The organism is Paenibacillus sp. LBL (genome assembly GCF_029893715.1).
GTDB classification, from domain to species: domain Bacteria; phylum Bacillota; class Bacilli; order Paenibacillales; family Paenibacillaceae; genus Paenibacillus_AQ; species Paenibacillus_AQ glucanolyticus.
This window is the reverse complement of the sequence record NZ_JARXYU010000005.1, coordinates 152,062-166,819: the sequence shown is the minus strand read 5'-3', so window position 1 is coordinate 166,819 and position 14,758 is coordinate 152,062. Positions and strand designations below refer to the sequence as shown.

General features: G+C 49.1%; 16 protein-coding genes. 14 read left to right on the top strand and 2 right to left on the bottom strand.

Features of this window, described 5'->3' with window-relative positions:
• Window positions 1–202: 202 nt before the first annotated feature.
• Complete coding sequence (locus M2277_RS14065) at window positions 203–727, top strand: GNAT family N-acetyltransferase (RefSeq protein WP_280754993.1); 525 nt, start codon at window positions 203–205, stop codon at window positions 725–727.
• A gap of 96 nt (window positions 728–823) precedes the next feature.
• On the opposite strand, the gene M2277_RS14060 is transcribed toward M2277_RS14065, so the two are convergent.
• Window positions 824–1,297 carry a MarR family winged helix-turn-helix transcriptional regulator gene (locus tag M2277_RS14060; protein WP_006209919.1) on the bottom strand — a complete coding sequence of 158 codons (474 nt, stop codon included), beginning with the start codon at window positions 1,295–1,297 and terminating at the stop codon, window positions 824–826.
• Between the two features lie 175 nt (window positions 1,298–1,472).
• On the opposite strand from M2277_RS14060, the gene M2277_RS14055 reads away from it, so the two are divergent.
• The 11 genes from M2277_RS14055 (at window position 1,473) to M2277_RS14005 (ending at window position 11,948) form a co-directional block, all read left to right on the top strand.
• Window positions 1,473–2,846: an MFS transporter gene (locus M2277_RS14055; protein WP_280754992.1), complete on the top strand. Its 1,374-nt coding sequence runs from the start codon at window positions 1,473–1,475 to the stop codon at window positions 2,844–2,846.
• Window positions 2,847–3,004: 158 nt separating this feature from the next.
• Entirely contained in the window at window positions 3,005–3,556 is a 552-nt protein-coding gene (locus M2277_RS14050) for a sigma-70 family RNA polymerase sigma factor (RefSeq protein ID WP_006209921.1), read from the top strand.
• The gene (locus M2277_RS14045) at window positions 3,553–4,329 is read left to right on the top strand and encodes a DUF4367 domain-containing protein (protein ID WP_280754991.1); all 777 of its coding nucleotides are present in this window, start codon (window positions 3,553–3,555) and stop codon (window positions 4,327–4,329) included. Before M2277_RS14050 ends, M2277_RS14045 begins: the two co-directional genes overlap by 4 nt.
• A gap of 28 nt (window positions 4,330–4,357) precedes the next feature.
• A complete protein-coding gene (locus M2277_RS14040) occupies window positions 4,358–4,855 on the top strand; it encodes a hypothetical protein (RefSeq protein WP_280754990.1) in 498 nt (165 codons plus the stop codon).
• A gap of 217 nt (window positions 4,856–5,072) precedes the next feature.
• Window positions 5,073–5,633, top strand: a complete 561-nt coding sequence (locus tag M2277_RS14035; RefSeq protein ID WP_387800745.1) for an RNA polymerase sigma factor — start codon at window positions 5,073–5,075, stop codon at window positions 5,631–5,633.
• Window positions 5,594–6,559: a hypothetical protein gene (locus M2277_RS14030; RefSeq protein ID WP_280754989.1), complete on the top strand. Its 966-nt coding sequence runs from the start codon at window positions 5,594–5,596 to the stop codon at window positions 6,557–6,559. The genes M2277_RS14035 and M2277_RS14030 overlap by 40 nt, the downstream gene beginning before the upstream one ends.
• A gap of 114 nt (window positions 6,560–6,673) precedes the next feature.
• Complete coding sequence (locus tag M2277_RS14025) at window positions 6,674–7,468, top strand: hypothetical protein (protein ID WP_006209927.1); 795 nt, start codon at window positions 6,674–6,676, stop codon at window positions 7,466–7,468.
• A gap of 132 nt (window positions 7,469–7,600) precedes the next feature.
• A complete protein-coding gene (locus tag M2277_RS14020) occupies window positions 7,601–7,729 on the top strand; it encodes a hypothetical protein (protein WP_006209929.1) in 129 nt (42 codons plus the stop codon).
• A gap of 189 nt (window positions 7,730–7,918) precedes the next feature.
• Entirely contained in the window at window positions 7,919–9,568 is a 1,650-nt protein-coding gene (locus tag M2277_RS14015; RefSeq protein WP_280754988.1) for an FAD-binding dehydrogenase, read from the top strand.
• A gap of 254 nt (window positions 9,569–9,822) precedes the next feature.
• The gene (locus M2277_RS14010; RefSeq protein ID WP_197477117.1) at window positions 9,823–10,596 is read left to right on the top strand and encodes a GNAT family N-acetyltransferase; all 774 of its coding nucleotides are present in this window, start codon (window positions 9,823–9,825) and stop codon (window positions 10,594–10,596) included.
• 23 nt (window positions 10,597–10,619) lie between these two features.
• Window positions 10,620–11,948 (top strand): MFS transporter, encoded by a 1,329-nt coding sequence (locus tag M2277_RS14005; protein WP_006209934.1) that lies wholly within the window; start codon window positions 10,620–10,622, stop codon window positions 11,946–11,948.
• Between the two features lie 49 nt (window positions 11,949–11,997).
• Here the strand turns inward: M2277_RS14005 and M2277_RS14000 are convergent, their stop codons facing one another.
• Entirely contained in the window at window positions 11,998–12,915 is a 918-nt protein-coding gene (locus M2277_RS14000) for an aldo/keto reductase (protein WP_280754987.1), read from the bottom strand.
• A gap of 192 nt (window positions 12,916–13,107) precedes the next feature.
• Between M2277_RS14000 and M2277_RS13995 the strand changes: the two genes are divergently transcribed.
• Together M2277_RS13995 and M2277_RS13990 are read left to right on the top strand one after the other, a co-directional pair.
• Entirely contained in the window at window positions 13,108–13,617 is a 510-nt protein-coding gene (locus M2277_RS13995; protein ID WP_280754986.1) for an AraC family transcriptional regulator, read from the top strand.
• Window positions 13,618–13,795: 178 nt separating this feature from the next.
• The gene (locus M2277_RS13990) at window positions 13,796–14,707 is read left to right on the top strand and encodes an NAD(P)/FAD-dependent oxidoreductase (RefSeq protein WP_063479359.1); all 912 of its coding nucleotides are present in this window, start codon (window positions 13,796–13,798) and stop codon (window positions 14,705–14,707) included.
• The last annotated feature ends 51 nt before the right edge of the window (window positions 14,708–14,758 follow it).

The window sequence follows — 14,758 nt, the reverse complement described above, 5'->3', positions numbered from 1 at the left end:
CATGTCTGAGCTGGACAGTGCTCGTTGCTTTTTTTATTGCGGCCGACGTCAGTATATAAAAGTTAATTATACTCATACCTCCTCTATTTATGGTTTTGGGACGATGTTACGCTTACGTTGAAGCCGTTAAATATCTGAATTAATAGGGCAAGATGCGGTATTTCAAAGGTTTCGAGATAGCCGACAGAATGGGGGAGAACGGATGAGAGTCACGGTGGAGTTAAGTGATGCCTCGACTAAATTTATCATTAATAATATGTATCCGCTGTACCTGCACGATTTGTCAGGAATATGGGGATGGAAGCCGAATCGATATGGCGTGTTTGAAGATGATGATACCAGAACCTTGAATGATCAAATCCAAGTGTTCGATATATGGTGGGATAAGCCAGAGGTGTTATTCTCGTATCTTATTTGGGCCGATGACATTCCAGCGGGCTTTGCATTGGTTGCAACCGCGCCGTATACCTTTGGCAGTGAATTCTACATGAACGAGTTTTTTGTGATGAAGCCCTTCCGTGGCCAGAATATCGCAGAGGCGGCTGCGGCACAGGTATTCAACGAGCATTCAGGCAGCTGGGAGATCCAAACGAACGCCACGGACAGCAATAAGAGGGCACAAGCCTTCTGGAGAAAGACGCTTCATAGTTATAGAGCGGAACGGGGGTTTCAGGAGACTGTCGACGAAATCAAGAATGATCATGTAAAGATCGTCTTTCGATTTTGATCATCATAAAGCAGGGAAATGAAATGGATGTTGAAGGAGCAGATCTCTCTGCTCCTTTTCTATGTATGCAATCATGGGTTTTCGGAAACAAATCCGCTATTTAAGTTCTATACAGGCGGACAGATCCTTGTTCTTCGAGAGGCTTAACAACATGTCATAGAAAACCCTGCGGTCACTCTCGGTAAGGCTGCCGAGGATTTTCTCGGCGATTTCCGTTTGATAGTCCAGTACGGGCCTAATGGTCGCTTGTGCCTGTTCCGTGAGCTGAATCAGGATAGCCCGGCGGTCTTGCGGATCCTGGACACGGACAAGCAGTTGTTCCTTCTCAAGAGCATCCACTAAATCGGTAAGCGTGCGGGCTTTAATGCCCAGCCTTGCTGCTAATTCATTCATTCGAATGCTTCCGGTTTCCAGGACGACAGAGAGCACGCGAAGTCTCGGTCCGGACACTTGATATGGGGTTGGGAACATACCTAGTTGAGCGTCGAATTCTTTTTGGATGGCATGAGTAGTTCTTACAAGCATGTGAATGATATCGATGGATGAGGGTACAGCGTCGTTTGGTTTCATAAGTTCCTCCTTGACAAAAGCAGACTTTATACTTAAGCTCATAATTAGTGAGGTTACTCACTATATAATAAACATATAATGAGTAAACTCATTAAATTATACACTCATTTCCATGCTGCAGCTAGGTGTTTATTATGGACGATTTTATCTTTCAAACACGAGGGAAGGGATAACCATGAAAAATGATACGTATAACAACGGGGACAAACTGCTCCGCGTCCTCGTTGTAACACTCATATTCTCCGTCATGAACGGTACGATGTTCAATGTGGCTTTACCGGCCATCGGTAAAGAATTTGAATTGCTCCCATCTGAAGTAAGCTGGATTATGACCAGTTATATGGCTCTCTATGCAATCGGTTCGGTTGTCTTTGGTAAACTTGCAGACAGCTATAGCCTGAAGAGTCTGATTACGTACGGGCTGCTCTTATTTGCTGTCGGATCGGTTGTCGGGATGCTGGCCGTTGATTTTTGGATGATTATTCTCGGCCGAGTGCTTCAAGCAGCAGGTGCTGCCGTATTGCCAGCCATAGCCATGATTATTCCAATCCGATATTTTGAACCTGAGAGACGCGGGAGAGCGCTCGGTACATCGGCTATTGGCTTGGCACTTGGAGGTGCTCTGGGTCCGATCGTGTCCGGGATGATTATGAGTTTTGGCAGCTGGCGCATCTTGTTCTTGTTCTCATTACTGCCGCTGCTGACCATACCTTTCTTCAGAAGATATCTGAACGATGGGAGAGGGGCAGCCAAGCCGCTGGATGTGATAGGCGGAGGATTCCTTGCGGCAGCGGTGGGCTTGTTCCTGCTAGCCATCACGCAGAGCAGTTGGGCGGCTGCTGTTATCGGGGGGCTATTCCTACTGATGTTTGCGATCCGCATTCGAAAAGCGGTCCATCCGTTTATTCAGCCGGAGCTGTTCATGAATGCCAGATATACCGGTGCGTTGGTCATCGCTTTTATATCGACCTCCATGAATTTTAGCATTACCTTTATTACGCCCCAGTATTTGACGGCACTGAACAATCTGTCTGCAGGGAGCATTGGCTTTGTCCTGGTGCCTGCTGCCATTGCAGCGGCCACGCTTGGCCGTGTCGGGGGTAAACTTGCGGATGAACGCGGGAATTCAACTCTATTTTCCATTGCGGCTGCACTGCTGGTTCTATGCTTCATTCTGACCTCCACTTTCGTTGGCATTTCACCATATGTCATTGCACTGCTGTTAATCATGGGTCAAGTAGGACAAACCTTTATGCAGATTGCGATGTCCAACACGATCTCAAGAACGCTTTCCAAAGAACAGGTCGGTGTCGGCATGGGATTGTTCTCCATGCTGAACTTTATATCCGGCGCGATGGCAATGAGCATTATAGGCAAGGTATTGGATCAGTCGGCAACCTGGCGGTTGAATCCGCTGACAGGTAACGAGTCGGCTTATGTTTACAGCAATATTTTCTTTATAATGACCGCTTTAAGCATCCTGGTATGGGGGCTGTATCAAATGCAGTTTGGTCCCAAGACGGACCGGAGACCGTTCAGGAATACCTGATGACATATGGTCTGATGAATCAGGCTTTTTCGTATGATCGGGTCAGCCAGAATCTACTGGCTGGCCTTTTTTTCGACCGTTTTTATTTTCTTTTTTTCAGAATTCATGTAGCGGAATCGAGAGTTACCCCGTCTATAGGGTATGGAGGTGGTCAACAGATGGCAAGGCCGGCCGGCCCTAACGACAAATCCAGATACCCGTCTGAGCCCTCCCTGGCACTGGAGCAATTCATGACCGAGTATGGCACCTCCATACTGCGTACAGCCTACTTCTATTTGGGCGATCGACATCTAGCAGAGGACGTCAGCCAGGAGGTATTCCTGCGAGCTTTTCGCCACTGGACATCGTTTCGTGGAGATAGCAGCGTGAAGACGTGGCTCACCAAGATTGCAATCCATGCATGCCGGGATAAACAGGGATTAAAAATGATGAAAGAGCAGCCAACAGATCCGCTGCTAATGGAGAATTCCGTTCTCCGCAGCGTGGAGGAGGAGGCTTTAGAGCGCTTGGATCAAACAACCATTCTTAAATATATTGCTGCACTGCCGGTTCATTATCATGAGGTTATCTACTTGTATTACTACCTGGATTTGGGAACCCGTGATATCGCTGAAGCAACCGGCGCACCGGAAGGAACCGTTCGCGGAAGGCTTCACCGGGCAAGGGCGCTTCTGGGCGAATACCTGGCAAAGGAGGGACTCGCGTTATGACATCTCAGGAGGACAAACTTCGAGACCTTGTGAAAAGCGAAGCGGATGAAATGCTGTTCAGCAGCCTTCACTTTGATTCGCATATGTGCGAAAAGGTGAAGCAGCGTATCCAGCATGAAGCGAACCTGCAGGAGGAGAGCCCGGTGCGTAGAACAAGAATGAGAATGAGAAATCATCGGTGGTTCGCCGGAACAACAGTGGCCGCGATATTCATCGGACTATGTCTGTTCCTTGCTGAACCCGATTTCTCCAATTCTCCGGGATCTCCTCCATTAGATCAGGATCCGCCTGTAACCCTAATGGACCCTGACTCTCCAATCGATGATCCGCCAGTTGGCTATAATGATGAGCCGCGAATCCTTGGCAGTTATGAAGAGGCGGGCCAGGCATTTGGCGATAAGCTCCGCGTCCCGTCCTATCTTCCGGAGGGTTTCTCCCTTCAGCAAATTTCAGTGACGGGACCGAACGAAGCGGTAAGAGCGGCCGTATTCAGTTATACAGCAGGCGAGCGTTCCTTCGGTTTATTTGCTGACAAAAGCGCGAATTCAAGCATGCCGCAGCATTTCGATGAAACCGTCGATGTGAACGGTGCCGCTGGTTACCTGATCGCAGGTGAACCGCTGCAGGATGACGGATTAACCACACCGAATGTTGAGCTTCACTGGTACACGGATGATATTCACTTCATGATATCAGGGCTTGTGAGCGCTGAGGAAGCTCTTCGCATTGCACGATCCATGGAGCCTGTTAAGCAGAAAGATCATAGGCCATAAACCAGAGATAATCAGGAGGTAGTGAAAAATGAATAAGGATTATATAAAACAATGGGTTAAGCTCATGATGCTGGGGTGTGTCTTGCTCATGGCAGGGGCAGGCAATGCTGCGGCTGCGCCGAATGGCGTGATGTCCGCGTCCATGCATATCGTGTCCGCCGCTGATGAGAGCCTGGATGATAAACAAGCGGAAATCGATGATTATATTGCCGGAGCAGGCCAAGAGGAGCTTTCACGGGAGGGCTTTACTGTAACCCACACGGTTGCAGCAGGAGATAAGGTGGAAGTTGGCATTACGCCTTACAATGAAGAGCATGCCAACTTCCTCTACGAGAAATTTGGACGTGATCAAGTTCAAGTGGTGGAAGGAGAGCAAGCGATACTCTATGGAGCGAATACGGCCGAAGCCGACGTGGTCGCAGCGGAGGAAGCGGGCATGAATCTGTGGATCTGGATCGGCGCAGCGGTGGTCATCGTGGCTGGTGGACTGGTGCTCGTACGCAGGAAGCTCTTTTCACGGAGTTGATTGTACCTTGAAAAAGGGACCGGGGGCCTGCCGCTGGCGGGTATTTCCGATTAAAAAGAAAATATCGACATTATATGAAAACAATTCATACTTAAGGTATGGATTGTTTTTTATTTTTTGATTGCAGATGTCCCTTTTTCGGCAGGAGGGGTGTTATATAACGTAAATATGGTGTACGCGGGGGTGCGGCTTCGAATTGGATTACATCGAGGAGTGTGTGAGACGCGTTAAGGCCGGTGAGGTAGATTGCTTTGAGCCCATCGTCGAAACGTACAAAAAACAGATCTACATATACTGCTGCCGAATGCTTGGCTGCAAACAGGATGCGCAGGATGCCGTCCAGGATATATTCATCAAGGCTTTCACCAAGCTTCATCTTTATGAAGCGAAGGTATCGTTCTCGTCATGGTTGTACAAAATTGCCTATCATCATTGCCTCAACCTGATTCGCAAGCGACGCGTGCGTTTACGGGTAAGTCGGCTTATGAAACCGGCAGGGCATGCTGATAGCGTGGAGCAAACATTGGAGCGCCGATGGTTCAGCGAACCGCTGGAGTATGCTATGAACAAGCTGTCGGTTGAAGAACGGAATCTGCTGGTGCTGCGGGTGTTTGAAGATAAACCGTTCTCAGAGATCGCTCAGATTCTGGATAAGAATCTTAGTGCAGTGAAGAAAAAATATGCACGCATGAAACAGAAAGTCATCAAGTTGATGGAGGAGAAGGGGGGCACGGAGTTATGCGAGATTACGGACAGTCGGACGAAGATCGAATGCTGAGAAGTTTGGAATTGCAATCGGTAGAGGATGAGATTGACGTAACCCCTGCCATCATGCGCCAGGTTCGTCAAATTCATCAGAAGAAACAGGGAAGGGTATTCCGTAATCGGAGGAAATACTTCATGATGGCCTCACTATCTGCCATATTGATTCTTTCGTCGATGAGTGTCTACGCCAGTCAATACTTCATACAGATCAAAAACAAGGAAGGCGAAATCATACTGACTACCATGAAGCCATGGAAATACACCGAATCGGAATATAATGCCAAACGTGAAAGGGAAACGGAAGAAGAACTGAGCAAGAGGTTAAAGCCGGGAGAACAGGCCGTGTATTATATCAAGGACAGGCACATGACTTCATCCGCCAAGAAATATCCTCTGAACTATTTTTACAAAACGATTCAGCATCCGAATTATAACGATCTGGCCAAGGAAATCGAGGAGAAGGGAGCTCCCCTGTTACAAGAACCGGAATATGTCCCGTCAGGGTACTTCTTTGACCGGGGGCAAATCCAAATTAGGAACGAACCTGTATGGGGCACGCCAGAGTATGAGAGCCTTCTGAATGAACTCAAGGAGCAAGCTGCAAGGTCTGATGAAGAACAGGGGCTGTTTTATAAAAGGGTCTCTTGGTCGAAGATTGCGTCTACGGTGATGGAATACCGAAAAGACGAAAGCCGGATTATTTTCATCGCATTTGCCAGAGAAAAGGGCTCAAAGGCGGGTGTTCCTACAGAGCAAGCTGTAAAACTAACGGTGAATGGAAAAGAAATGATCCTGTCCTCCAACTCTGTTTCCGCGAACCGTAAGTTAACATGGCTCAGCGACAATGAAGAAGTGATGTATGTGATTACGGACGACCCGAAGGATCCGCTGTCCAACGATGATTTTGCGAAAATTGCCGCCGGTCTCCTGCCGGAATAAAGAATCCCCCCTGATTTTTTAACAAAATGTCCCTTTTATTCGCGGCTGGGCGTTATACGAAATGTATTTAAAAACTTAGAAGGCCTAGCCGCCGAAAGGAGCACGAATTGTACCATGATGAAAAACAAGATGAAAGTTGCCTTATTTCTCGCCGCTACGATGATGATCGGATCCGCTAATGCTTATGCAGCAAGCACAACGGTACCGCAGACCAAGATCAAGCCTGCAGCAGCCTCTTCCGTGAAATCAGAGAAGTTGACGTCTTCGCTCGATGATCAAATTTATGAGCTGACCAAAGGACTTAAGCCGGGTCAGATGGTTGCATACTATGCTGCCGACAAAGAATATAATCCATTGGATCAAATTTACTTTGCAAGCAAGGGTTTTGTTTACGATACGTATTCTGATTACTTGAAGAAGGCGAAGGCCATGGACGCCCCCGCGCTGACAAAACCGAATGTATTGCCCAAGGGCTATGTCTTCCAAAATGCCGTTCTATACTTAAAGAGCCCGGAAAAAACATCCGATCTCTATAAAAAGTTAGAGAAGGAACTGAAAGCAGAGGCCGCGAAAGGAAATAAAACGTTATACACCCAAGCAATACCTGACGTGAATGAAGCAACAGCAGTTGTTCTCAATTATGAGAAAGGCAGCGTGAAATTGGATGTCATTGCAAATTATATTCATCCGGCTCCGCCAATGAACGGAACTCCTGTACCGGCTGAGAAGCCAAACGAGAAAACAGAGACCATCGTCATCAACGGAGTGGAGTGCGTGTATACAGATGACTCCAAAGGGAGAGATCATTTGGATTGGGTAGATGAGGAAAGTCAGATTCGCTACACCATCTGGGCAGAAAGCGCCAAGTCGAACGTACTCAGTTTCGCGAAGAAAATGCTGGCGGATTAAGGTTTTTTCATGACATCGGATTTCCTGCCGCTTCCAAAAGCCCGTTTGCTTTATTTTTTTCTCGAGAGTCTAGTCTCTTTGAATTATTGAGCATAGGATATGGTGTTCGGAAAAATAAAGGAGGTTAGACAAATGGGTGAAGTTGCTGGATATGGAGTTGGCGGTTACGGCGGAGGTTACGGATCCGTTGGTGCAGTACTGGTTCTCTTTATTCTCTTGGTAATCATTGTATCTGCATTCGGATTCGGATTCGGCGTTTAATGATTGAATACGGAAACCCACACCGGTTGCTCGGTGTGGGTTTCTTTTGTTATTGTACGGGCTTACATAGCAAGCTGTTTTGGCGTGGCAAACTATTTGGTTCTGTTACAGGAAAACGTTTACGCACCGACGAATATGATTTCTACATGACTTGAATTAGTCAGCTTAAGCTGAAGAACGGGGGCATGCATGAAATATGACGTGATTGTGGTGGGAGCCGGTCTATCCGGTCTGGTAGCAACCGCAGAGATGGCTGAGGCCGGGAAGAAAGTGCTGCTGCTTGATCAGGAGCCGGAAAGCTTCATTGGCGGGCAGGCATGGTGGTCTTTTGGCGGACTATTTCTCGTTGATTCACCAGAACAGCGAAGATTGGGAATCAAGGATTCCCGCGACCTTGCATGGCAGGATTGGGTTGGTTCCGCTGGTTTTGATCAGGATGAAGACGAAGATCTATGGGGTCGAAGGTGGGCGGAGGCTTATGTTCACTTTGCGGCAGGTGAGAAGCGGGCATGGCTTCACTCCCTGGGCGTACGATTCTTTCCGGTTGTAGGATGGGCAGAGCGCGGGGGATATTTGGCAGAGGGACACGGCAACTCCGTTCCCCGTTTTCATATTGTGTGGGGGACCGGTCCGGGAATTGTCAAGCCTTTTGAGTTCAGGGTTCGAGAGGCTATAAGCTCAGGACTGGTTGAATATCGGCCCCGGCATCAGGTGGATGAGCTTATGACGCATGATGGAGCGGTGATGGGTGTCAAAGGCTCGGTGTTAGCCCCAAGCCCGGTGTTGCGTGGCGAAAAAAGCTCGCGGGATGTAATTGGTGAATATGAGTGTTATGCAGAGGCCGTTGTTGTATCCAGTGGAGGAATTGGGGCCAACCATGAGTTGATCAGACAATTATGGCCGTCACGGCTTGGGAAGGCACCTCAAAATATGCTCTCCGGTGTCCCGGCTCATGTTGACGGACGCATGCTGGGAATCGCCGAGCAAGCAGGTGGCCGGATGGTCAACCGGGATCGAATGTGGCATTACACGGAAGGGATCCAGAATTGGGATCCAGTCTGGCCGATGCACGGAATTCGGATCTTGCCGGGTCCTTCATCTCTCTGGCTGGATGCAAGGGGGCAGCGGTTCCCGGCACCGAATTTTCCGGGCTTTGATACACTGGGAACGCTCAAAGCGATCCAGGATACAGGATATGATTACTCCTGGTTCATCTTAACCCGAAAAGTGATTGAGAAAGAATTCGCTCTGTCCGGCTCAGAGCAGAATCCCGATTTGACGGGGAAGAGCATACGTCAAGTGTTGGGAAGAGCAGGGGCCGGTACGCCGGGGCCGGTGCAGGCCTTCCTGGATCGGGGAGAGGATTTTGTCCAAGCGGGAACGTTGCCTGAGCTTGTAAGCAAGATGAACGAGCTTACGGGTCACGGACTCATTCAATTGGCAGATATGGAGAGACAGGTTCTTGCGCGAGATCGGGAGATGGACAATAAATTCACAAAGGATTTGCAGATTACAGCCTTGCGGGGAGCAAGGAACTACATAGGGGATCGTCTGATCCGCGTTGCCAAGCCTCACAAATTTCTGGATCCTGCCAACGGTCCGTTGATTGCGGTGCGTCTGAACATTCTAAGCCGTAAAACCTTAGGTGGACTGCAGACGGATTTATCCGGTCGAGTGTTGAACGCCTCCGGCAAGCCTGTGCCAGGGCTTTATGCGGTCGGAGAAGCGGCGGGATTCGGAGGGGGAGGCTTGCACGGATACCGGGCGCTGGAGGGAACTTTCCTCGGAGGCTGTCTCTTTACGGGCAGACAGGCCGGAAGATCGATTGCGAGGCTGTGATTCGCTCAGAAGATGAAGAACAAGAGGATGGATGCAGTTGATGTAAACAACATGCCGTATTCCGAAGATTGTTCATCTGATTTATTTTAATAAAGCTGTTTGTTCCCTTGAATTGTGATTCAATTGCTTATAGGTTATAGAAAGGAAAGAATACATTAAACTAAAATCAGCTTAGGAGAGGTAGCGTTATCACCATGATACATGAACTTGAACCAGCACAGTTTCATCGATGCCGAAATTTAGTGAATCGGGGGATGAACTTAGAGAGTAAGGCCATCATAGCAGGCATGAATCCGGGGAGGGTATTCGTTGATGACGTGGATCATCCACGGTCAGGCATGATATGGCAGGGTAATTTAGACGGTTTTCATTTTGTTGGGGATTCCGGAAATCCGGCATTCAATTACGAAATTCGGGCTTATATCGATACCATCATTACACCCCAAGCCGTAGAACTCGGTGTCGAGTGGTTTGAATGTCTCGGTGACCATCCGAGCTGGTACCGAGTTTTTCAAGAAGAGCTTTTTGCGGATCGGCATCTGGCGGGCTGGAATCAATATGTGTATAATCTGAATCCTGCAGACTTTCGCTCCATTCGTAGACCCGAGCTCGGAGCGGACTATGAAGTTCAGCAAGTGACTATGGAATTGCTCCGGAATCATCCAATGCAGCATCTTGAGATGATTGAGGCAACCATCGGGGAGTTTTGGCAGAGCCAGGAAGATTTTTTGGAAAACGGCCTGGGTTTCTGTGTGCTTTATCATGGGCAGGTCGTAAGCTTGTGTATGACCGGTTTCAGATATCGGAATATACACGCCCTTGATATCAAGACCATGGAATCACATCGAGGGAACAAACTTGCGCAATGTGCGGTTTATGCTATGGTAGAGCATTGTTTGAGACATGATTTCATCCCTTATTGGGATTGCTCGGAAGGGAACCTGCCTTCAAACGGGATTGCACGTCGCATCGGTTTTCAAATAGAATTTGCTTATGAGGGATATGAATTTAACCTGGTTCCATCATGATTACTTACTAAAGGAGAAATGGGATGACACAAGAATCTTCATCTTCCGAAGCGGGAAATAAGCGAACACCAACGATTCAACGTTATGTGGGTTCTCCGAAGCTGCAGGAGCAGCTATATAAAAAGACACTTATTGTTGTCATTCTATCGCAAATATTCGGTGGTGCAGGGCTTGCGGCAGGCTTAACCGTCGGTGCCCTGCTGGCACAGGATATGCTGAAGACGGACAGCTACGCAGGAATCCCCGTTGCTCTCATTACAGTAGGCTCGGCACTTGGAGCGTGGTTTGTCGGACGCCTAACCCAGCGATGGGGCAGGGGGCCGGCCTTGGCTAGCGGTTTCCTCGCCGGTGGTGTTGCAGCTATCGGCATCATTATCGCGGCTGTTCATCAGAATATTTATCTGCTGTTCGCTTCGCTGCTGATTTATGGAGCAGGTACCGCTACGAATATGCAGGCCCGCTATGCAGGGACTGACCTGGCCAAACCTTCACAGCGGGCTGCAGCAGTCAGTATGGCGATGGTATCGACCACCTTCGGCGCCGTTGCAGGTCCCAATCTGGTCGGCGTCATGGGCAGAGTTGCGGAATCTATCGGTGTCCCTGCATTGGCAGGGCCGTTTATTCTTGCTGCGGGAGCCTTTATTCTTGCAGGTTTGATTCTTCTGTTATTCCTGCGTCCGGACCCGTATGGAATTGCCCAAGCGATAGAAGAGGCGAACATCCGCAACGTCGTTGATTCTTCGAATGAAGCTATGAACAGATCCGAGCGAAATACACGGGGGATCTTGGTTGGAGCCTGTGTGATGATACTGACTCAAGTGGTGATGGTCTCCATTATGACCATGACGCCCGTTCATATGAAACATCACGGCCATGATTTGAATGCCGTCGGGTTAGTGATTGGAATCCATATCGGGGCAATGTATCTGCCCTCGCTGTTCACGGGTTTCCTTGTGGACAAAATCGGCCGGATTGCCATGTCCGTCACTGCCGGAATCGTGATGTTATGTTCGGGGATCCTCGCAGCAGTAGCTCCTGCGGAATCCATGGGACTCATCATAACGGCACTTGCCCTGCTTGGTCTAGGCTGGAACCTTGGCTTCATTAGCGGTACAGCGATGCTCATCGATGCAACGCCTGCTTCCACCCGTGCCAAGACACAAGGAACGGTGGATGTCTTGATTGCCTTAGCCGGAGCATCGGGTGGAGCTTTATCCGGCATGGTGGTAGCGAGCACCAGCTATGGGACACTCTCGATAGCAGGAGGATTGCTTGCGCTAGTGCTGATACCTGTATGTTTAAGCTCGATCAAAGCTCGCAAGGCTGCATCATCCCATAACGCGGCATCATAATAGAAACAGCCTCCTATCGCAGTCGATAGGAGGCTGTTTGGCAATGAATTTATGGCAGAATATTGCCTGCTGCACGGTAAATGGCATACCATTCTTCACGGGTCAATGTCACATCGCCGGCTTTAATGCAGTCCTTTAAACGGTTGATGTTCATTGTACCGATAATGGGCTGCATATGTGCAGGATGGCGGAGCAGCCATGCAATGGCAATCGTTGTGTTGCTTACGCTGTATTTTTCCGCAATTTCATCGATTTTCTGATTAAGCTCAGGGAATTTGTCGCTTCCAAGGAATACACCTTCAAAGAAACCATATTGGAAAGGCGACCAAGGCTGAATCGTTATATCATGAAGTCTGCAGAACTCGAGAATGCTGCCATCGCGGTTTACAGCGGCATCATTCTCCATATTGACGTTGATACCGCTTTGAATCATGGTTGTGTTCGTGATGCTGAGCTGCAGCTGGTTCGCCACGAGCGGCTGCTTCACGGCTTTTTTCAGTAACTGAATTTGCATCGGGTTCTGGTTGGATACACCAAAATGGCGCACTTTGCCGGAGCTTTCGAGTTTGTCAAAGGCTTCAGCAACCTCTTCGGGCTCAACAAGTGTATCCGGACGGTGAAGGAGAAGCACATCAAGATAATCGGTCTTCAGTCTCTTCAAAATTCCATCCACGGAGTCCAGGATATGCTCCTTGGAGAAATCGAACATGCCCTGACGAATCCCGCATTTGGATTGAAGAATGATCTTCTCGCGGATCTCTGCGTTCATATGTATGGCATCTGCAAAAATCTCTTCGCAAGCACCGCTGCCATAGATATCGGCATGATCGAAGAAGTTGGCTCCTTCCTCCAGCGCGCTTTGCACGAAGCGCTCGGCTTCTGCTTTGTCCAATGAATTTATTCGCATGCAACCAACGGCTACAACAGGTACTTCGAGTGAACTGCTTCCAAGCTTAATCGTTTTCATGATGAAATGCCTCCCATTCCTAATCGGTTTGAATATGCTTACACTGCTTATTGTGACATGCTTTGCGGGAAGTGTTCAAGCTTTATTTCAGTGAGTGTTGAGTTTGCGCCCAGGATGTGCAGGATTTCCTTCGATGCTCCCGAATTACATAGTTAATGTCAGAGGGAAACCAAATTCAGGAGGTAGAGGACAGTGGCAGCAGAAGTGACCAGGGTGTACAAAGAACATGTTCCATCAGCACGCTTGATCGGCAAACGGTATGGCGATGAGGACCGAGATGCAGCAGGAAGCTTTGCGGGGCGATGGGCGGAGTGGTTCCTCAATGTCTGGTTCGAAGAAATCGGAAAGCTCGGGGCGCTGCCGGAATCCGAGGGCTCTTCTTACGGCCTTATGCGTATGAATGGGGATCGGTTTGAGTATTGGATCGGCATGCTCTTCCCGACCAACACGGCGGCTCCTGACGGGTACCAGTATGAGGATCTGGCAGAAGGCGATGTAGGCGTGTGCTGGTTATACGGCAATGCAGATAACGGAGAGCTGTACGGCATGGACCCTCATAACTTATGCATGGCCAAAATCGCGGAACAAGGCTGGCAGCAGGGGGCGAATGCATGGTTCTTCGAGCGTTATCATCATCCCCGCTTCACGACACCCGATGAGAAGGGGAATGTGGTATTGGACTATGGTGTTTACGTGAAATAAGGGAAGAAACCCTTGTCCAGAAAAATCACTTGTATTGCGGATCTTTATTGTCTATAATAGACGCTGTGGGTCTATAATTGTCGAACCCAGCATGGCAAGATTCAGAAACAAGCAAGAAGTGGTGACTTCTTGCACTCTAATTATGGATATTAAGAATCCAGGAAGGTGGCGTTACTAGATGAGTGAACCCATGTATGATGCAGTTATTATTGGAGGCGGACCAGCCGGATTAAGCGCGGCATTAGTATTGGGAAGAGCAAGAAAACAGGTGGTAGTGATTGATGAAGGCAGGCCGCGAAACAAGGTTACTCGTGAGACGCATGGTTTTTTGACCCGGGACGGTATTAGTCCAAGCGAGTTTCGGAGAATTGCCAAGGAACAGATTAGCGTTTATCCTTCGGTCCGGTTTGTTGAGGATACAGCTGCAGCCGTTACTGGCGTTGACGGTGATTTTCAGATTACAACGGGACAGGGAACGATATACCGCAGTAAAAAGCTGCTCTTCGCCGTTGGCAAAAAAGATTCCCCACTCGACATCAACGGGTTGGCTGACGTATATGGAAAAAGCGCATTTGTCTGCCCCTATTGTGATGGCTGGGAGCTGCGAGATCAGCCGCTGGTCGTGATTTCCAATGGTGCGGGAGCCTTTCACTTTGCCAAATTGATCGCAGGATGGAGCGAAAGATATACAATTTGCACCAACGGTCCCGATGAATGGACGGAAGAGCAGCGTGAAGAGCTTAAGCAGCATAACATTCCCGTATTCAACGCCCCGATCGAGTCTATTGAATCGAGCGGCGGAATGGTGGAGCAGGTTGTGCTGGAGGACGGAACCCGCATCCCTTGCACAGGCATCTTCTTTGCGCCGAAGCTGGTGTCCGGCTCGGATCTCCCTGCATCCATCGGCTGCGAATTCAATGAAGCCGGAAGCATCGTCGTTGATGCATATGGTAAAACCAGCGTGCCTGGTGTCTATAGTGCCGGAGATGCAGCAACGGAGATGTACCAGGCCATTGCAGCTGCCTCGTCGGGCTCAATAGCCGCCGCTGGCCTGAACGGAGAGCTGCTTGCGGAGCGCTGGAATCGATAGAATTTGAACATACTGAAGCAGGCTTGGGCAGGGATCCAAGCCTGCTTTTTT